The 18271-nt window shown below is 73.7% G+C and carries 16 protein-coding genes; 12 read left to right on the top strand and 4 right to left on the bottom strand.

Annotated features, from left to right (window positions below; genetic code table 11):
* Together HT134_RS31045 and HT134_RS47840 are read left to right on the top strand one after the other, a co-directional pair.
* Positions 1 to 1026: a hypothetical protein gene (locus HT134_RS31045; protein WP_175604024.1), complete on the top strand. Its 1026-nt coding sequence runs from the start codon at positions 1 to 3 to the stop codon at positions 1024 to 1026.
* Positions 1027 to 1048: 22 nt separating this feature from the next.
* Positions 1049 to 3061 carry a sensor histidine kinase gene (locus HT134_RS47840; protein WP_175604023.1) on the top strand — a complete coding sequence of 671 codons (2013 nt, stop codon included), beginning with the start codon at positions 1049 to 1051 and terminating at the stop codon, positions 3059 to 3061.
* On the opposite strand, the gene HT134_RS31035 is transcribed toward HT134_RS47840, so the two are convergent.
* A complete protein-coding gene (locus tag HT134_RS31035; protein ID WP_312888577.1) occupies positions 3058 to 3666 on the bottom strand; it encodes a response regulator transcription factor in 609 nt (202 codons plus the stop codon). The two genes, HT134_RS47840 and HT134_RS31035, sit on opposite strands and share 4 nt — an antisense overlap.
* Positions 3667 to 3757: 91 nt before the next feature.
* On the opposite strand from HT134_RS31035, the gene HT134_RS31030 reads away from it, so the two are divergent.
* Positions 3758 to 4489: an ABC transporter ATP-binding protein gene (locus HT134_RS31030; RefSeq protein WP_175604022.1), complete on the top strand. Its 732-nt coding sequence runs from the start codon at positions 3758 to 3760 to the stop codon at positions 4487 to 4489.
* Positions 4489 to 6822 (top strand): FtsX-like permease family protein, encoded by a 2334-nt coding sequence (locus tag HT134_RS31025; protein ID WP_175604190.1) that lies wholly within the window; start codon positions 4489 to 4491, stop codon positions 6820 to 6822. Before HT134_RS31030 ends, HT134_RS31025 begins: the two co-directional genes overlap by 1 nt.
* Positions 6823 to 6885: 63 nt before the next feature.
* On the opposite strand, the gene HT134_RS31020 is transcribed toward HT134_RS31025, so the two are convergent.
* Complete coding sequence (locus tag HT134_RS31020; protein ID WP_246365953.1) at positions 6886 to 8124, bottom strand: phytase; 1239 nt, start codon at positions 8122 to 8124, stop codon at positions 6886 to 6888.
* Between the two features lie 65 nt (positions 8125 to 8189).
* Positions 8190 to 9359, bottom strand: coding sequence for an ABC transporter substrate-binding protein (locus HT134_RS31015; RefSeq protein ID WP_175604020.1), 1170 nt, complete (start codon positions 9357 to 9359; stop codon positions 8190 to 8192).
* Between the two features lie 215 nt (positions 9360 to 9574).
* Between HT134_RS31015 and HT134_RS31010 the strand changes: the two genes are divergently transcribed.
* Genes HT134_RS31010 through HT134_RS30980 form a run of 7 tightly spaced genes read left to right on the top strand, consistent with a single transcriptional unit; the run spans position 9575 to position 16510 of the window.
* Positions 9575 to 10564, top strand: coding sequence for an inorganic phosphate transporter (locus tag HT134_RS31010; protein WP_175604019.1), 990 nt, complete (start codon positions 9575 to 9577; stop codon positions 10562 to 10564).
* On the top strand, positions 10561 to 11211 hold the full coding sequence (locus HT134_RS31005) for a DUF47 domain-containing protein (RefSeq protein ID WP_175604018.1): 651 nt from the start codon (positions 10561 to 10563) through the stop codon (positions 11209 to 11211). The genes HT134_RS31010 and HT134_RS31005 overlap by 4 nt, the downstream gene beginning before the upstream one ends.
* Positions 11212 to 11245: 34 nt before the next feature.
* Complete coding sequence (locus HT134_RS31000; protein WP_175604017.1) at positions 11246 to 13072, top strand: ABC transporter permease; 1827 nt, start codon at positions 11246 to 11248, stop codon at positions 13070 to 13072.
* The gene (locus tag HT134_RS30995; RefSeq protein ID WP_175604016.1) at positions 13073 to 14170 is read left to right on the top strand and encodes an ABC transporter ATP-binding protein; all 1098 of its coding nucleotides are present in this window, start codon (positions 13073 to 13075) and stop codon (positions 14168 to 14170) included. It abuts the gene before it with no gap.
* Positions 14167 to 14931: an HAD family hydrolase gene (locus tag HT134_RS30990; protein ID WP_175604015.1), complete on the top strand. Its 765-nt coding sequence runs from the start codon at positions 14167 to 14169 to the stop codon at positions 14929 to 14931. The genes HT134_RS30995 and HT134_RS30990 overlap by 4 nt, the downstream gene beginning before the upstream one ends.
* Positions 14922 to 15725 (top strand): inositol monophosphatase family protein, encoded by an 804-nt coding sequence (locus HT134_RS30985; protein ID WP_175604014.1) that lies wholly within the window; start codon positions 14922 to 14924, stop codon positions 15723 to 15725. The genes HT134_RS30990 and HT134_RS30985 overlap by 10 nt, the downstream gene beginning before the upstream one ends.
* Positions 15722 to 16510, top strand: coding sequence for an HAD-IIB family hydrolase (locus HT134_RS30980; protein ID WP_217708577.1), 789 nt, complete (start codon positions 15722 to 15724; stop codon positions 16508 to 16510). Before HT134_RS30985 ends, HT134_RS30980 begins: the two co-directional genes overlap by 4 nt.
* A gap of 92 nt (positions 16511 to 16602) precedes the next feature.
* On the opposite strand, the gene HT134_RS30975 is transcribed toward HT134_RS30980, so the two are convergent.
* Positions 16603 to 17346: a methyltransferase domain-containing protein gene (locus tag HT134_RS30975; protein ID WP_175604013.1), complete on the bottom strand. Its 744-nt coding sequence runs from the start codon at positions 17344 to 17346 to the stop codon at positions 16603 to 16605.
* A 92-nt stretch (positions 17347 to 17438) separates the two neighbouring features.
* On the opposite strand from HT134_RS30975, the gene HT134_RS30970 reads away from it, so the two are divergent.
* Positions 17439 to 18194 (top strand): ZIP family metal transporter, encoded by a 756-nt coding sequence (locus tag HT134_RS30970; protein ID WP_175604012.1) that lies wholly within the window; start codon positions 17439 to 17441, stop codon positions 18192 to 18194.
* Positions 18195 to 18271 lie beyond the last annotated feature (77 nt).

The raw sequence follows: 18271 nt of genomic DNA, 5'->3' as shown, positions 1-18271 counted from the left end.
ATGGGTGCCCTGCTTCGGCGGCGGGAGATTCGCAAGGTCACGTCCTCGTGGCACGGACCGCTCACCTACTGCGCCGCGGCGATGGCGGTGGTGGCCCTGGTCTGCGGGCTGGGCCTGGTGGTGGACGGGCGCACGCTCATGGGACAGAGCGTGTGGCTGAAGCCGGCCAAGTTCGCGGTGTCGTTCGGCATGTACGCCATCACGCTGGCCTGGATGATCGCTCAGGCGGGGCGGTGGCGGCGCACGTTGTGGTGGCTGGGAACCGTGGCCGTGGCCGGCTTCGTCACCCCGGAGATCGCGGCGATCGCCTTCCAGGCGGCGCGCGGCGTGCCCAGCCACTTCAACTTCTCCACCGGCCTCGACGCCACCGTGTTCATGATCATGGGTGGGGCGGCGTACCTGGGCTGGCTGATGACCTTCGCGATGGGGGTCTTCCTGGTGGCGCAGCGGCGCGTGGACCGGGCGATGGCATGGGCGGTCCCGCTCGGGCTGGTCATCTCGCTGGCCGGCATGTCCGTCGGCTACCTGATGACCGCCCCCACGCCGGACCAGGCGGCGGGGCTGGCCAGGGGGCTGAGCCTGACCACGATCGGCGCGCACAGCGTCGGCGCCCCCGACGGCGGGGCCGGCATGGCGGTCACCGGGTGGGAGACCGGCTCGGGCGACCTGCGGGTGGCGCACTTCGTCGGTCTGCACGCGCTGCAGGTGATCCCGCTGGTCGCGATCGGGCTGCGGCTGGCGGCCCGCCGCTTCCCCGTCCTGTCGGGCGCCGCCACCCGTACGGTCCTGGTGATCGTCGCGGCGTTCGGGTACGCCGGGCTCACCGGGCTGGTGCTGTGGCAGGCGCGGCGTGGGCAGGCGCTCCTCGACCCCGACGCCCTGACGCTTCAGGCCGCGCTCGGGCTGGGCGGGCTGGTGGCCGCGTGCGCGGTGCTGACCCTGGCCGTGTCCGCGCGGCGGGTCTCGGCCCGGCGGGTGGCCGCCCCGGTGTCCGGATCCAGGGCGGCCCATGGCTCTGCGGCGTAAGGGCCTCTTCTAGGCTGCACGGGTGCACAAGCAGGCGAAACTGATCGTCGCCGTCGTTTTCGCCGGCTTCGCGAGCGTCTACGTGGTGGCCGGGGCGCCCTCGGCGGTGGCCGTGTTCGCGGTGCAGGTGCTCTTCACCCTGCGGCGTTCGTGGTGGCTGGTGCCGGTTCAGGCTGTCCTGGCCTACGGGTCGGTGCTGCTGTTCGGCTCCTCGGTGGGGATCCTGGGGTTCGTGGGCGGCTCGCTGCTGCTGACCAGTCTCTGGCCGGCGGCCCTGGCCGTGGCGGTGAGCGCCGCGCTGCTCGGGCCGCCCGACCCGGTGATCAGCATGGTGCTGATCTCGCTGGTCGTGTACGGCCTGACCAGGATGATCGACCGGATCGACGAGGTGAACGCGGCGCGGCTGTCGCTGGCGGTGACGGCGGCGGCCGAGGAGCGGCTGCGCATCGCCGCCGAGCTGAGCGCGGGCCTGGGGCGGGCGCTGTCCGCGATCGCCGAAGGGGCGCGTACCGGGACGCCTGACGTGGAGACGGCGCGCCGCTCGCTGGCCGAGGCCCGGGCGGCGGCGGCGAGCTACCGGGCCATGTCCCTGACCCCCGAGATCACCACCGCCAAGGCCATGCTGACCGCCGCGGGCGTCACCGTGGACGTGCGCGTGAGCCACGCCGAGCCGCTCGGCCCGGCGGGTGCGCTGCTGGCGGCCGTGCTCAGGGAGGCCGTGACGGACATCGTCCGGAGGTCCGCGGCCACCGTCTGCCGCATCGAGACGTTCACGGAGGGCGCCGCGGTCCGGCTGCGCGTCTCCGACGACGGCGCCCGCACGGCCGGCGACGCGGACCTCGGCGACCTGCCGCGGCAGGTCGAGGAGGCGGGCGGCACGCTCACCGTCGGGCTCACGGATGACGCCCGGGTGACCGTGGAGGCTCGGCTGCCGGTCACCCGCCCGCCCGGCCGGCCGGAACGCGACAGCGCGCTGGCGATCGCGCTGCTGACGGCCGTGCTGGTGGGGTTCTCGGTGAAGGCGCTGCTCGCGGCCGATTCCCCGTGGCCGGCGGCGCTGCTGGCCGTCATCGTCGTCATGCAGGTGCGCTCGGTGGAAGGCCGTCACCACGTGGCACTGTCGATCATGGGGGTGCTGACGTTCGCCCCGCTCCCGCTGTTCGGGCAGGCGTGGCTGGGGGTGGCGGGGTTCCTGGCGGGGCCGATCCTGCTGGCCTTCCCGTGGGCGGTGGCGCTCCCGCTGGTGGCGGCGATCGTGGCGGTCGTCGCGGTCTCGGGCGTGCTGCTCGCCCTGCCGGTCGCGCTCACCGTGAACTACGCGATCAGCACGGTGGTGACCGGCCTGGTCGTGTACGGGCTGCTCAGGCTGGCCCGGATGGCCGGTGAGCTGCGGGAGTCGAGGGACGGCCTGGCCCGCGCGGCCGTCGTCGAGGAGCGGCTGCGGGCCGCCCGCGACCTGCACGACCTGCTCGGGCACACCCTGGCCGCGATCCTGCTCAAGTGCGAGCTCGCCCGCAGGCTCGACGCCGACCGCGCGCGCAAGGAGCTGCGGGACGTCGCGACGATGACCGAACGGGCGATGGAGGACCTGCGGACGGTGTCGGGCAGGGGCGGCGAGCTGTCGCTGGGCGCGGAGGCGGACTCGGCCCGCGCGCTGCTGTCCACCGCGGGCGTCGAGGTGCAGCTCGACCTGGGCCACGACACCCTCGGCCGGGACGTGGAGACCACGCTCGGCATCGTGCTCAGGGAGGCGGTCACCAACGTGCTGCGGCACAGCTCGGCCCGCCGCTGCGTGATCACGACCTCGGTGCGGGACGGCACCGTACGGCTGAGCGTGCGCAACGACGGTGCGCGCCCGGCGAAGGGCCGCCGCGGCTCGGCCGGGATCGGCAACCTCACCACCCGGCTGGCCGCGCTGGACGGGCGGCTGGACGTCACCCACGAGGACGGCTGGTTCGAGCTCACCGCCGAGGCCCCGACCCTCACCTGGGCGCCGGCCGGCCAGATCCAGGCCGGCCAGATCCAGGCCGGCTAGATCCAGCCCGCCTCGGAGGCGATGCGCACGGCGTCGGTGCGGTTGCGGGCGTTGAGCTTGGTCACGATCGCGGTGATGTAGTTGCGCACGGTCCCGGCGCTGAGGAAGAGCCGCCCGGCGATCTCGGGCGGTTCGGCCCCCTCCGCGACCAGCCGCAGGACGTCGGCCTCGCGCGGGGTGAGCGGATTGTCGGCCAGGTTCCACGCGGTGACGGCGAGCGAGGGGTCGAGGACCCGTTCGCCCCGCGCCACCTTCCTGATCGCGGACGCCAGCTCCTCCGGCGAGGCGGTCTTCAGCATGAAGCCGTCCACCTGCGAGCTGAGCGCCCGCCGGAGGTGGCCGGGCTTGCCGTGGCCGGTGAGCATGAGCGCGCGGCAGCCCGGCAGCCTGGTGCGCACCTGCGCGGCGGCGTCGAGGCCGTCGATCGCGCCGGGCATGTCGATGTCGAGGACGACGACGTCCGGCCGGTGCGCCAGCGCGGCGGCCACGGCCGCGTCTCCTGACTCGACCGCCTGCACGACCTCGATGTCGGGTTCGAGGCTGAGCAGCGTCACGAGCGCTTCCCTGATGACGTGCTGGTCCTCGGCCAGGAGCATACGAATCACCTGACCATTATGTCCGGATCATGATGACGTCACGGCGGGGTCGTGAGCGGCTCTCTGGTGGCCGAAACCGCAGATCAGCAGGCTTGGAGGCATGACAGAAGCAGTGCGGTTGGACACGGTGAGCAAGGTGTACGGCAAGGGCAGGGGCGCGGTCGCGGCCCTGCGCGAGGTGTCGGTCGGCATCCCGCGGGGCACCTTCACCGCCGTCATGGGCCCCTCCGGCTCCGGCAAGAGCACGTTCCTGCACTGCGCGGCCGGCCTGGACGTCCCCAGCTCCGGATCGGTGCGGCTGGGCGGCACCGACCTGACCGGCATGGACGAGAACGCGCTGACCGAGCTGCGGCGGCGCCGGGTCGGCTTCGTGTTCCAGGCGTTCAACCTGGTCTCGGCGTTGACCGTGACCGAGAACATCACGTTGCCGCTGATGCTGGCCGGCGCCCGGGTGGACCGGGCGTGGCTGGACGAGGTCGTCGACAGGGTGGGGCTGGGAGGGCGCACCGGGCACCGTCCCGGCGAGCTGTCCGGCGGCCAGCAGCAGCGGGTCGCGATCGCCAGGGCGCTGGTGACCAGGCCGGAGGTGGTGTTCGGCGACGAGCCGACCGGCGCGCTGGACACCATGACCGCCCGGGACGTCCTGACCCTGCTGCGGGAGGTGGTCTCGACGCTCGGCCAGACCGTGGTGATGGTGACGCACGACCCCGTGGCCGCCGCGTACGCCGACACCGTGCTCTTCCTGGCCGACGGCCGGATCGTGGACGCGATGACCGCTCCGGCCGCCGAGAAGGTCGCCGAGCGCATGACCCGGCTGGGGGCGTGGAAGTGATGTTCTCCTTCGCGTGGAAGACGATCTCGCGGCGCAAGGCCGGGTTCGCCGGCGCGTTCGTGGCGCTGCTCTGCGCGGCCGCGCTGGTCACCGCCTGCGGGATGCTGCTGGAGACGGGGCTGCGCGGCTCGGTGGCGCCCGAGCGGTACGCCGGGGCCCCGCTCGTCGTGGCGGGCGACCAGTACGTCCGGCAGGCCAAGGAGAGCGGCAAGGAGAAGGCCAAGCTCCTGTCCGAGCGCCGGTGGATCCCGGCGTCCCTGGCCGAGGAGGTCCGGCGGATCCCGGGCGTCACGAAGGTGGTCACCGAGGTGACCTTCCCGTACGCCGGCCGCACCGCCCACGGCTGGGAGTCGGCCGCGCTGACCCCGTTCACGCTGGCCGAGGGCCGTGCCCCCAGGGCCGCGGGCGAGGTCGTCGTGGACGCGCGCCACTCCGGCGCGAAGATCCCCGGCCATCGCGTGGTGGGGGTGACCGCGCAGGCCCTGCCCGGCCAGGACACGATCTTCTTCGCCACCGCCGAGGCCCGCCGCCTGGCCGGGCGCGACGGGCTGGTGACGGCGATCGGCGTCTGGCCCGCGGTCGACGTCCGTTCCCTCGACGATCTCGCGGGCAAGGGCGCCGTGGCCTGCACCGGCGACGAGCGGGGCGCGGTCGAGTTCCCCGAGGCGGAAGGCTCCAGGGTCAAGCTGGTCAGCCTGGGCGGCGCCCTCGGCGGCACCGCGCTGCTGGTGGCGATCCTCGTCGTGGTGGGCACGTTCGCGCTGTCCATGCAGGAGCGCCGGCGCGAGCTCGCCCTGCTGCGGGCCGTCGGCGCGCTGCCGGGGCAGGTCAGGAGGCTCGTCGGCGGTGAGGCGCTGCTGGTCGGCGTGGCCGCCGGGCTGCTCGGCTCGGGCGCGGGGATCCTGCTCGGGTTTTGGCTGCGCTCGGAGTTCGTGGAGCTGGGCGCCATGCCCGCGAACCTGCGGCTGGTGGTCAGCCCGTTCCCCGCGGTCGTCGCGGTGGTGACCACTGTGGCGGCCGCGTGGGTGGCGGCGCGGGTCTCCGCCCGCCGTACCGCGCGGATCAGGCCGGTGGAGGCGCTGGGCGAGACGGCGACGCCCGCCGCGCGGCTCCCGGTGGCGCGGCTGGTCGCGGGGCTGCTCGCCGTCGCCGGCGGGGTGGTGCTGACGATCGTGCTGTCCGGGCTGAACACCGAGGCGGCGTCCAGCCCGGTCACCATGCTGACCGCGCTGGTGTGGACGGTCGCGCTCGCCCTGCTCGGCCCGCTCGTCGCGCGGGCGGTGACGGCGCCGCCGCTGCGCGCGCCCGGCGTGGCCGGGTACCTGGCGCGCAAGAGCCTGCTGGCCGCGCCCGTGCGGCTGGCCTCGGTGATCGTGCCGCTCACCCTCATGACGGCGATGACGTGCACGATCCTGTTCGTGCCGGCCACGATCGGGCACGCCGCCCAGGGCGAGGTGGCCGCGGGCGTCAAGGCCGACCACGTGCTCGCCCCCGGCGCCTCCCCGGCCGCCGTCCGCCGCGTGCCGGGCGTGCGGGCGGTCACCGAGGTGCTGCGCACCTCGGTCAGGATCGACCTGGAGAAGTACGCCGTCCAGGCGGTCACGCCCGACGGCCTGGACCGGACGCTGGACCTCGGCGTGGTGGCGGGGTCGCTGGACGGCTTCGGCGACACGTCGGCGGCGGTCAGCAGCACCGCCGCGTCGAGGCTGGAGGTCGGCGTCGGCGACCGGCTCTCCCTGGTGCTCGGCGACGGCACGCCCGCCGCGGTGCAGGTGGCCGCCGTCTACTCCCGCGGCCTCGGCTTCGGCGACCTGACCCTGTCGTACGGGCTCGTCGCGGGCCACGTGGACGACCCCCGAGGCACCCTCCTGGTGACCGGCGGCGCCCGCGGGGCGCTTCCCGCGGGGACCGCTCCGGGCGACGACCCGGCGGGCTCCCCCGACGCGGCGGTGGCGTACGTCGCGATGGGGCTGGTCATCGCGTTCTGCGCGATCGCCGTGGTCAACACCCTGGCGATGTCCACGCTGGCCCGCTCGCGCGAGCTCGCCCTGCTGCGCGTGGTCGGCACGACGCGCCGGCAGGCGGCCCGGATGCTGCGCACGGAGACGGTGACGGCCCTGCTCGTGGCCGTGGTCCTCGGCACGGCCGTCTCGCTGGTCACGCTGGCGGCGTTCAGCAGGGGGATGACCGGGTCGGCGTCGCCGTACGTGCCGCCGCTGACGTACGCCGGGGTGGTCGCCGCCGTGGCCGCCCTGGCGCTGGCCGCCACGGCGGTCCCGGCCAGGTTCGCCCTGCGCGCCCGCCCCGCCGACGCCCTCGGCGCCCGCGAATGATCCCAGCGGCGGAGGCCGTGCGGCACCCGGTGCCGCACGGCCCCCGTCAGGCGGGCGCGGGGGTCAGCCGCGGGGGTCCCAGCCGTCCGTGTCCACGTCGAGGTCGAGCTCGCCGGCGATGTCGCCCCAGCCGGTGAGCTTGAAGTTCGTGTTCTCCCGGTCGCCGTCGGCGGGGGCGTTCGCTCCGTCGTGGGCGACGAACAGGCCCTCGTCGAAGTCGCCGAGCGGCACGTTGAGCACGGTGGAGCCGTCGCTGTGCTCGACCCCGTCGATCCCGTCGTCCTCGCCGACCCTGAACTGGCCGAGGTGGGCGTTGGAGCCCTCCCTGCGGTAGACGGCGAAGGTGCTGTCGCCCTGGCTGGAGGCCAGCAGGTAGCCCTTGCCGTCCTCGCGGTAGTAGAGGGTGAGCCCTTCGGCGTCGGCGGCGAGGTGCCGGCCGCCGTAGCCGGGGTCGGCGCCGGGGGTGCACTCGTCGGTGGCCGGGTCGTAGCTGCCCGGCACCCCGTACTCGCGGACCCGGTCGATCAGGACGGGCGTCCCGGTCAGGTCGGCGCGCACGCGCCAGATGCCGACGTCCTCCTGCGCGGCGTACAGGACGTCCTTGTCCTGGTCCACGACCATGCCCTCGACCTGCGGCTGCTCGCCGGGCTCCAGGCACGGGGTCCAGCTCGTGCCGTCGGGCAGGGTGAAGGAGGCGGGCAGGTCGAGCGTCCTGACGCGCTGGTAGCCGATCGTGCCGCCGGGCCGGGCCAGCAGCCTGACCAGGGCGACGGAGGTCCGGTGGCGGCGGCTGACCAGGGCGTAGGTGCCGGTGGCGTCCTTCCAGGCGGCCAGCCCGTACGCGGTCTCGGCGTCGTCGACCTGCTCCTGGGTGGTGTTGAAGACGAACGGCGCGGCCGGGTCGGTCACGTCGGTGAGCCGGCCGCCGGAGACGGCGTAGACGCGCAGCGTGTCGCGCCCCCGGTCGGAGACGATCGCCAGGTCACGGCCGCCGAAGCCGTAGGTGACGTCGACGTTGTTGAACCGGCCCGGCTCGTCGTCGGGACCCGGGGCGGCGGGCGCCGCGAGGTGCTGCACCTGCCGCCCGTCCAGGTCGTAGACGTACAGGCCGCCCTGTTTGGCGGTGGCGATGACGACGCTGCGGCGGGAGTCGGACGGGTGGACCCAGACCGCCGGGTCGTCGCCGTTGGCGTTGCCGCCCGCGTCGTCGTCGAACAGGGACGGCGTCTCCGCCTCCGGGCCGACGGACGCCACACTCGAACCGGACGCCGGTCCCGATAATCCTCCTATCGCCGAGGCCATCATGACCGCCAGGACCAACCTGGGCAGGGCGCGCATCGCGCCTCCTTTCTCGGGGGGTGAACCGGTCAGCCGCGGCTGACGCGCCAGAAGTCGGACACGGCCTGGCGGTTGCGCAGGTCGGCGAGCAGGCCGTCCGGGTCGGTGTGGAAGAGCCGGCCCTGCCAGTCGGCCAGCCCGGGCGGGGTGACCAGCGGATCGACAGTGCTGTTGCCCGACACGCCGCCCTCGCCGATCTCGTGCCGGACGCCCTCGCCGGTCATGATGAAGTGCACGAACAGCTTGGCCGCGTTCGGGTGCCTGCTCTTCGCGGCGATCGCCACGTACTTGGGATAGCTGAAGCCGGCGAAGGGCGTCATCGCCTCGCACGTGGACTGGGTGTAGCCCTTGTCCTCGTTGTTGCGGAACTTCGAGACGGACATGAAACCGAGCTTCTTGTCGGTGACGCCGGGCGCGCCCACCGCGGCGGAGATGTCCTCGTCGGAGCCGGTGAGCACGGGCTTGTTGCGGGAGATCCGTTTGATCCATTCGTAGGCCGCGCTCTGCTCCTCCGTGCGCAGCGGCTCGCCGTACTTGGCCTGGTACGCCTGCTCCAGGGCCTGGTTGCCGTGCGAGTCGAGCTGGGTGAAGAACGACAGCACGGTCGGCTTGCCCAGGGGGTCCTGCATCACCAGCTTGCCCGCCCACTGCGGCTCGGTGAGGTCCCACACGTTGCGCACCGGGCAGCCGCCGGGCGACAGGCGGGTGTTGTACGCGAAGACCGTCGCCTTCGACAGCGCGAGCAGCGGGTTCCGGTTCTCGGCGGGGATCTGGTCCGTCAGGTCGGCCGGCACCCACGTCCGGACCACGTCCTGGGGCACGAGCTGGCCCACCAGGACCCCGCCGTCCTCGTATATGGCGGCGTCGATGGTCACGTTGTCGGCCGCGTGCTCGCGGGTCATCTTCTCGGCGGTCTGCGGGGTGTCGGACTTCACCCCCTCCATGGCGATGCCGTACTTCGCCGTGAAGGCCCTGGCCACCTCCTCGATGTCACCGCTGGAGTCGTAGACCAGCACGCTGCCCTCCTTCTTCGCCGCGGCGACCAGCGTGTCCAGGTCGAAGGCGGCGTCGAGCGACGGCTCGGGCAGTGCGCGCGCGGTCGCCGGCGGCGAGGACCCGCCGGGGCCGGTGGAGGGCGCGCACGACAGGACGGCCGCCGCCAGCACCGCCACAGAGATGATCTTCCCGGTACGCCTCATGCTGGCGTCACTCCTCATGCCCATGGGAATCCCTGAAGGCCGGGCTCCAGCCCCGATCCGGGCGCCGGCGTATGGCTCACGATGAACATCAGGAGAATAGATTGTCAAGACATTCTTACGGACTGAGGAGTTGGTTCATAAGCATGTCATGACAAAGTATTGACCGTTCATCTCTCGTTCATCTACAAAGAAGGCCCCTGGGCGAGGAGCGAATCATGGGCTGGACGCTGGCGTTCGCCGCGGTGGCCGTCGTGTTCGTCCTGATCAGCGGCGCCAACGACGGAGCCACGCTGATCGGCCTCGGGCTGCGGTTCCCGCACACCCCGGGCTGGGGCGCCGCCGCCCTGCTCGTCGTCGTGCTGTCCACCGGTCCGTACCTGCTGGGCGTGGCCGTCGCGCGCACCTTCACCGAGGGGCTGGCGGGACTCGGCACCTCCGAGGGCGCCACCGTGTTCCTGGCCGGCGTGGTGACCGCGCTCGCCGTGGTCGGCGCTCTGACCGCCAAGGGGCTGCCGACCAGCCTGACGCTCGCCGTGATCGGCGGCATCACCGGCGCCGGGCTGGGCGCGGGGCTGCCGGTGTCGTGGCGCGCCCTGGCCGCCGTCCTGGCGGTGGGCGCCGGCGCGCCCCTGGCCGGGCTCGGCCTGGGCTACCTGCTCGGGAGCCTCTCCCGGCGCGTGCCGTCCTCCCGCCGGATGCCCAGGCTCGTGCTCGGCGCGCACGTGCTGGCGTACGCGGCCCAGTGCGTCGCGTACGCCGTCAACGACGGCCAGAAGATGATCGCGGTCGTGAGCGTCGCGGTGGACGTGGGGCGCAACGGACTGGGCCGGGTCGGGCCCGTCCACGTCTCCGCCTTCTGGACGGCCGTCATGGCGCTGGTGTTCCTGGCCGGGGCCATGACCAGCCTCGTCGGAGTCGGCGAGCGGCTGGGCCGGGGCCTGGTTATCACCCGGCCGCTGCACGTGGTCTCGGCCGAGACGGCGGCCACCGGCGCCGTCCTCGGCAGCTCGGCCCTGGGAAGCCCGGTGAGCATGACGCAGTCCGTGGCCGCCGGGGTCGTCGGCGTGGTGGCGAGTGAGGGAGGCAGGAGGTTGCGATGGCGTGCGGTGCTGAACGTGGGCACGGCGTGGCTGGTCACGTTGCCGTCGTCCATGGCGCTGGGTTGCCTGGCCGGGCTGGGGCTGCGGCTGCTGCGGTCGGCATGACCGGGCTGGCCCGGCGGGTCGCCCGCGCCTGGGACGAGCTGCGCGGCCGGTCGGGTCGGCGGGTGATCGGCCTGATCCGCGGGCAGGTCGCCGTCGCCCGGTCGGGCGCCGTCCTGGCCCGCTCGGCCGCCTCCGGCGCGGTCGGGCGCTCGGCGGCGCGGACCCGGATGGCGCAGATCGAGCACGAGGGTGACGCCGCGCGGGCGGAGCTGGTCCGGGCCCTGTGGCGCATCCTGGCCACCCCCATCGACCGGGAGGACCTGTTCCGGCTGTCCCGCTCGATCGACGACGTGCTCGACCACCTGAGGGACTTCGTCCGCGAGGCCGACCTGTTCGGGCCGGCCGACCTGGCGTTCGCGGCCGAGCCGCTGCGCGCCGTGATCGACGGCCTGGACCAGCTGGAGGAGGCGCTGCGCAAGACGCTCGGCGACCCCGGCTCGGTCACCGTCGCCGTGCTGGCCACCCGCAAGTCCCGCAGCCGGGTCCGCCAGCTCTGTCAGGCCCGGCTCACCGAGCTGTTCGGCGAGCCGCTGGAGATGGAGACGCTGCGCGAGCGCGAGCTGCTGTCGCGGCTCGACGCCGTGGGCCGGCGGCTCGGCGAGGCCGCCGACACGCTCGCCGACGCGATGCTCAAACGCAGCCACTGAAGCCACCGCCGACACCCCCCGTTGAAGGAGCGCCATGGCCGTGATGACCGAGACGGAGCCGCCGCCCCCACCACCCATCCGAGGCAGGACGCTGTACCGGCTGCGCGTCCTGCGTCACGACCCCACCGCGCTCCTCGGCCTGGTGCTCGTGGTCGTGCTCGCCTACCTCGTCGTCGCTCCGCTGGTCGCGGTGCTGTCCGACGCCTTCCGCCTCCAGTACGGCGACGAGGCGCACGCCGGACAGGCGCCCGGCGAGTGGACCGGCTACTACCTGTGGCGGGTCTTCCGCTCCCCCGTCAGCCGCCTGCTGTTCTGGGAGCCGCTGCTCAACACGCTCGTCGTCGCGGCCGGCACCACCCTGTTCGCGCTGGTGCTCGGCGGCGGCATGGCGTGGCTGGTCACCCGGACCGACGTCCCGGGGCGCCGGTGGCTGGCCGGCGCGCTGGTCGTGCCGTACATGCTGCCGTCGTGGACGTTCTCGCTGGCGTGGCTGTCGCTGTTCAAGAACGAGCGGGCCGGCGGGCAGGTCGGCTTCCTGGAGGCGCAGGGCGTCCGGACGCCCGACTGGCTGGCCTACGGGGCGCTGCCGATCATCGTCACCCTCGGGCTGCACTACTACCCGTTCGTCCTGCTCCTGGTCGGCAACGCGCTGCGCCGCATCGACGCGCAGCTCGAGGACTCGGCCCGGATCCTCGGCGCGCCCCGGCGGACCGTCGTGCGGCGGATCGTGGTCCCGCTCATGCTCCCGGCCCTGTCGTCGGCCGTGCTGCTGGTGATCGGCCGGGTGCTCGGCACGTTCGGCACGCCGTACGTGCTGGGCCTGCCGGCCGACTACCGTGTGCTGTCCACCGGGCTCTTCCAGTCGATCCGGGACCGGAGCACCGGCGTGGCCTCCGTGCTCGCCACCGTCATCGTGATCATCGGCGTGCTGGTCGTCTTCATGGACATGCGGCTGATGCGCGAGCACCGCCGCTTCGTCACCGTGGGCGGCAAGGGCGCGATGGACCGGCTGGGCCGCCTGCGCCGCCTGCGCCGGCCCGCGTTCGCGCTGGCTCTGCTGGTGTTCGTGGTCAGCGTGCTGGTCCCCGTGCTGACGCTGCTGCTGTCCACGATCACGCGCACGCCGCTGGACCTGTCGACGTTCACCCTCGACTACTGGCTCGCCGAGCGGCTGCCCGGCGCGGTCGGCTTCCCGCACGGCGTCCTGCGCGGCCACGAGCTGTGGGAGGCGGCCTGGAACTCGCTGCGCGTCGTCGGCCTCGCCTCGGTGGTGTGCGCGGTCGCCGGGCTGCTCGTCGGGTACGTCGTCGTGCGCGGGACGGCGCCGCGCGTCGCCGGCTTCCTGCGCCAGGTGTCCTTCCTGCCCTACCTGGTGCCCGGCATCGCCTTCGCGGCGGCCTCGCTGTCGCTGTTCGCCGTCGCCCGGGGACCCGTCCCGGCGCTGTACGGGACGACGTTCCTGCTGATCCTCGTGATGGCCGTGACGCACCTGCCCTACAGCTCCCGCTCGGGCATCGCGGCGATGACGCAGCTCGGCCGGGAGCCGGAGGAGGCCGCCCAGGTCGCCGGCGCCTCCTGGTGGCAGCGGATGCGCCGGATCATCTTCCCGATCCAGAAGGGCGCGCTGGTCACCGGGATCGTGCTGCCGTTCGTCTCCGGGCTCAAGGAGCTCAGCATCGTGGTCATGCTCGCCACCACGGGCACGCAGCTGCTCACGACGCTGTCGATCGGTCTCGTGGACTACGGATACACCCAGCTCGCCAACGCCGTCGTCCTCATGATCGCCCTGCTCTCGTTCACCATGACGACCCTGACCCAGCGCCTGACCCGGACGAGCCTGGCGTCCGGCATAGGAGGATAGATGCCGACCATCACCCTGAGCGGAGTCTCCAAGAGCTACGGCGGCGGCGAGCACGCGGTCAGGAACCTCGACCTCGTCGTCCCCGACGGCGCGTTCATGTGCCTGCTCGGCCCGTCCGGCTGCGGCAAGACCACGACGCTGCGCATGATCGCCGGTCTCGAACAGCCCACGGCCGGCAGCATCGCCGTCGGCGACCGCGTGCTCGACTCCGTCGAGCGGGGCCTCTACGTGCCGCCGGAGAAGCGCGGCATGGGGCTCGTCTTCCAGAACTACGCGCTCTGGCCGCACCTGTCGGTGCGCGAGAACGTCGAGTTCGGCCTGCGCATGCGCAAGGTCCCCGCCCCGGAGCGTCGCTCCCGCGCCGAGGCGGCGCTGAGGATGGTCCACGTCGACGCCGCCATGGACCGTTACCCGTCCCAGCTCTCGGGCGGCCAGCAGCAGCGGGTCGCGCTGGCCAGGATGCTCGCCGTCAACCCCGCCGTGCTGCTGCTGGACGAGCCCCTGTCCAACCTCGACGCCCGGCTGCGCCTGGAGATGCGCGCCGAGCTGAAGCGCATCCACGAGGAGTCCGGCGCGACCATCGTCTTCGTCACCCACGACCAGCTCGAAGCCCTCACCATGGCCACCGACGTCGCCGTGCTGAACGACGGCGAGCTGCAGCAGCTCGCCGCCCCCATGGACGTCTACGACCGCCCGGCCAACCGCTTCGTCGCCGAGTTCGTCGGCAGCCCGCCGATGGCGATCGTCGAGACGGGGCCCGCGCCCACCGGCCTGGCCGCCTCGCTGCTGCGCCATGTGGAGCCCCGCGCCGCCGGGAAGGCGCCGGCGGCCGTCGGCATCCGGCCGGAGGCGTTACGCCTCGGCCCGCCACCGGACGCCGCCTGGCATGAGGAGGCGCTGGTCGAGGCCGTGCTCCCGGCCGGCTCCTCCTGGACGGTACGGCTGCGCGTCCTGGACGCCGAGCTGTACGCGGTGTCGTACACGCCGGTCCTGGCCGCCTCCGGCGATGTCCTGACCTGCTGGACCGAGCAGCTCCACCTCTTCGACGCCGACGGCGTCCGGATCTCCTCCTGGGACCGGGCGGAGGCGACGGCGTGAGGGCGCCCAAGGCCCTGCTCCTCGACTTCGGCGGTGTCGTCGTGGAGACCACCCGGCGCCCGTCATGGGCGGCCGAGCTGGCCGCCGAGGTGCACGGCCTGCTCACCGGCGCCGGCTTCGACGGGCTCACCGCCGAGGACGTCGAGTGCGACATCAGGGCCGGCGCGCGGGCCGACGGCTACTGGAAGGACTCCACCTCCCGGCAGCTCGCGCCCGAGGAGACGACCCACCGCCGGTTCTGGGCCGACTTCGTCGCCACCGACTGGCCGGAGCAGGCCCGCACCCTGGTCACCGTCGAGGCGACCCCGCTGTGCAGGCGCATGGGCGAGCTGCGCAGCGACCGGAAGACGCGTGCCGGGACGGTGGAGCTGCTGACCGCCTGCCGGGCGCGCGGAGTCGTGCCCGCGGTGGTGAGCAACGCCCTGTGCGGCGCCGTGCACCGCGACTTCCTGGCCCGCGACGGCCTCGACCGGCTGATCGCCACGCAGGTCTACAGCGACGAGGTCGGCGTGCGCAAGCCGAACCCGGAGATGATCCGGCTGGCCTGCCGAGCCCTCGGCGTGGACCCGGCGCAGACCTGGTACGTCGGCGACAACTACGACCGTGACGTGGTCTGCGGCGCCCGCGCCGAGGTGGGAGCCACGGTCCTCATGGTCTCCCGCAGCACCGAGAAGATCCCGTACCGCGTGCGGCAGAGCCCGCAGGCCACCGTGGAGGACCCGCGCGGCCTGCTGAACCTCCTGGAGGCGACATGGACGTGAACACCTCGTACGAGCTGGCCGCCATCGCGACCGAGGCGGCACGGGCGGTCGGCGACCGGCTGCGGGCCGCCTTCCGTTCCCGGCCGCACGTCCGTACCAAGCGCGACTTCCACGACCCCGTCACCGAGCACGACCGGGCGGCCGAGGACCACATCCGCCAGGTCCTGGACGAGCGCTGCCCCGGCAGCGCCGTGGTCGGGGAGGAGGGCGGCGCCCGCGGCGAGGGCGCCGTCCGCTGGTACGTCGATCCCATCGACGGCACCGCCAACTTCGCCGCCGGCCTGCCGTTCTTCTGCACCTCGATCGCGGCGGCCGTGGACGGCGAGGTGGTGGCCGGCGTCGTCTACGACCCCGTGCGCGACGACGAGTTCACCGCCTGGCTCGGCGGGGCGACCTGCAACGGGGCGCCGATCCGCAGCGTGGGCGCCACGACCGACCGGGAGGCGCTGCTGCTGTCGAGCTATCCCGCCCCCCGCGACCTGGCCGCCGACGGCGAGGAGGCGCTGCGCCGCTTCGCCCGGATGGTCAGCGCCTTCGCCTCCACCCGCCGCCCCGGCAGCGCGGCGCTGAAACTGGCGCACGTGGCCGCCGGCTGGTCCGACGTGGCCTACGGCACCCACGTCAACGCCTGGGACGTGGCGGCCGGATCGCTCCTGGTCCGGCAGGCCGGGGGCGTCTACATCCCGCTGTCGGGAGACGTCCTCGTCCCCGGCGGCTACCTGGCCTGCGTCGGGGGGTTCGACCTCGCCGGCTCCGTGCTGGCCGAGCTGACCGGCGCCGGGAGCGGCTCGTGATCCGCTGGATCGTCACGGACCTCGACGGGACGCTCGTGGGGCGCGACCTCGCGATGGTCCCGGCCGGCCGCGACGCGCTGCGCCGCTTCCGGGCCGCGGGCGGCGAGGTGGTCATCGCCACCGGCCGGATGGAACGCTCGGCCCGCCGCTACTACGACGAGCTGGGCCTCGACGGGCCGGCGATCCTCTACAACGGCGCCCGCACCGCCGACCTGGCCACCGGGGACGTCCTGCGCTCCCGGCACCTGCCCGCCGACGCCTGGACGACGCTGCTCGGCGTGTTCGAGGGGCTTCCGGAGGGGGTGCGTCCGGTGGCGTTCGCCGACGGTGAGGCGTGGGCCGTGGACGACGCGCCGGTCCTGCGCGACTACGCGCGCCGGGACGGGATCACGCTGCGCCATCCCGGCGGCTGGCACGCGCTGCGCCCCGAGCGGATCACCAAGTGCATGCTGATCGGCGATCCGCTGCCCGCCCTGCAGGTCGCGGGCACGGTCACGACGCTGTCCGAGGCGACGTACCTGGAGGTGCTTCCCGAGGGGGCCACCAAGGGCACCGCGCTGCGCGCCCTGGCCGCGGCCCGTGGCGTGCCGCTGGAGGAGGTCGCGGCCATCGGCGACAACCCCAACGACCTCGACATGATCGACGCGGCCGGCCTGGGGGCCGCGGTCGGCGACGGCCATCCGGACGTGCGCGCGGCGGCCGACGTGGTGACGGCGGCCTGCGCGGACGGTGCGGTCGCCGACCTGGTGGAGCTGGCCTTCCGGCGCAACGCGTGGCCGCGCTAGCCGGCTCCTGGGGTGACGACCTCGCCGGTGCGCCTTCCCTGACGGTGGTCGGGTCCGTGCCGGTCGAGTCGGGCGCGCGCTCGGGCCGGGCCTCAGGGGCGGGTCGCGGCGGCCAGGAACATCGGGATGGCCAGGAGCAGCCGTCCGCGCCGGGCCCGGTCGTGCTGGTCGGCGAGCCAGGCGTCGTGCTCGTCCTGGGTGATCGCACCGGCGGCGAGGGCGCCGCGCGCCTGGTTGGTGACCATGGGCAGCAGGGTCGCGTCGGTGAGGACCGCCGTGTGGACCTCGACGTGGACGTCCGTGAAGCCGGCCGTCAGCAGCAGGTCCCGGTAGCGGCGGGCGGCGCGCGGGTCGGGGATCTGGTCGGCGCGGGCGTGCACGATCGCGCGGGTGACCAGCGGGTGACCCGAGTCGACGACGATCGCGTCCCAGTCCTGCCCGGCAAGCGCGACGCGGCCGCCCGGCGACAGCACGCGGGCGGCCTCGCGCAGGGCCCGCCCGGCGTCGTCCAGCTCGTGGAGCACCTTGTCCGCCCGGTACGCGGCGACCTCGCCGTCGCCGAGCGGCAGGTGGTAGGCGTCGCCCACCCGGAAGTCCGCTCCGGGCCACCGGTCACGGGCGATACCGATCATGTCTGCGCTGAGGTCCACGCCGGTCGGCCTGGCCCCGCGCTCGCGCATTTCCGCGACGGCGCGGCCCGTGCCGCAGCCGACGTCCACCGCCGGGGTCCCCGGCTCCAGGCGAAGCAGTTCGTACGAGCGCTCGCGCAGGGCGATGGCGCCGGGAAGGGTGTCGGCGGCGTCGAGAAGGGTGACGAGTTCGCTGGTGTTCGGCATGCGGATCAGCATGGATCTTCATGTCGACATGAAGTCAAGGCGTGGCCCGGTGCCGGGTTTGCGGAGGTCGCCGGGCGGGAAACCGCTTGGTCATGCCGGAGTGGTTGCAGGCGGGCGGCTGGGGGCTGCTGGCGGGGTTAGCGCTGGTGATCGGCGCGCTGGCCGGGTACACGGTGCGGTTGCCGCAGCGGGTGGTCGCGTCGGTGATGGCGTTCGGGGCCGGGGTGCTGATGTCCGCGGTGTCGTTCGAGCTGATCGACGAGGCGCACGAGCGGGCGGGGCTGGTGCCCACGGTCGCCGGCGCCGTGACCGGCGCTGTCCTCTACACCGTGTGCAACATCCTGCTGGCCCGCCGCGGCGCGCGGCATCGCAAGCGCTCCGGCGGGCAGCAGCCGTCCGAGCAGGAGCAGAGCGGTTCGGGCACGGCGATTGCGCTCGGCGCGGTGCTCGACGGGGTGCCCGAGTCGGTGGTGATCGGCGCGAGCCTGCTCGGCGGGGGCGCGGTGAGCGCGGTGACCGTGGCGGCGGTGTTCATCAGCAACGTGCCCGAGGGGCTGTCCAGCGCGGCCGGGATGCGCGGGGCCGGGCGGTCGAAGGCGTACGTGTTCGGGCTGTGGAGCGGGATCGCCGTGATCAGCGGCCTGTCGTCGCTGGCGGGGTACGCGCTGCTCGGCGGGGCTCCGGCGGCCGTGCTGGCGGGCATCATCGCGCTGGCGGGCGGCGCGATCCTGACGATGGTCGCCGACACCATGATCCCCGAGGCTTTCGAGAACGCCCATCTGATGACCGGGCTCATCACGCTGGCCGGATTCCTGCTCGCTTTCGCCGTGTCGAAGGCCGGCGGCTGAGAACGCCCGGCAAACCGTATTAAAGATCACATATGCCCCATGAGGTGCTAAAGCGCTTTTTGAGGGCAGGTGACCGC

The organism is Nonomuraea rhodomycinica, from assembly GCF_013363995.1.
Lineage (GTDB): Bacteria > Actinomycetota > Actinomycetes > Streptosporangiales > Streptosporangiaceae > Nonomuraea > Nonomuraea rhodomycinica.
The sequence above is the reverse complement of the archived record's forward strand: the minus strand, read 5'-3'. Positions and strand labels throughout refer to the sequence as shown.

Excerpts from the sequence above, each read along its gene's own strand:
- HT134_RS31045 (WP_175604024.1), top strand. The coding sequence starts at position 1 with ATGGGTGCCCTGCTTCGGCGGCGGGAGATTCGCAAGGTCACGTCCTCG.
- HT134_RS31030 (WP_175604022.1), top strand. The coding sequence starts at position 3,758 with ATGACAGAAGCAGTGCGGTTGGACACGGTGAGCAAGGTGTACGGCAAG.
- HT134_RS31025 (WP_175604190.1), top strand. The coding sequence starts at position 4,489 with ATGTTCTCCTTCGCGTGGAAGACGATCTCGCGGCGCAAGGCCGGGTTC.
- HT134_RS31020 (WP_246365953.1), bottom strand. The coding sequence starts at position 8,124 with ATGGCCTCGGCGATAGGAGGATTATCGGGACCGGCGTCCGGTTCGAGT.
- HT134_RS31015 (WP_175604020.1), bottom strand. The coding sequence starts at position 9,359 with ATGAGGCGTACCGGGAAGATCATCTCTGTGGCGGTGCTGGCGGCGGCC.
- HT134_RS31010 (WP_175604019.1), top strand. The coding sequence starts at position 9,575 with ATGGGCTGGACGCTGGCGTTCGCCGCGGTGGCCGTCGTGTTCGTCCTG.
- HT134_RS31005 (WP_175604018.1), top strand. The coding sequence starts at position 10,561 with ATGACCGGGCTGGCCCGGCGGGTCGCCCGCGCCTGGGACGAGCTGCGC.
- HT134_RS31000 (WP_175604017.1), top strand. The coding sequence starts at position 11,246 with ATGGCCGTGATGACCGAGACGGAGCCGCCGCCCCCACCACCCATCCGA.
- HT134_RS30995 (WP_175604016.1), top strand. The coding sequence starts at position 13,073 with ATGCCGACCATCACCCTGAGCGGAGTCTCCAAGAGCTACGGCGGCGGC.
- HT134_RS30985 (WP_175604014.1), top strand. The coding sequence starts at position 14,922 with ATGGACGTGAACACCTCGTACGAGCTGGCCGCCATCGCGACCGAGGCG.
- HT134_RS30975 (WP_175604013.1), bottom strand. The coding sequence starts at position 17,346 with ATGCCGAACACCAGCGAACTCGTCACCCTTCTCGACGCCGCCGACACC.
- HT134_RS30970 (WP_175604012.1), top strand. The coding sequence starts at position 17,439 with ATGCCGGAGTGGTTGCAGGCGGGCGGCTGGGGGCTGCTGGCGGGGTTA.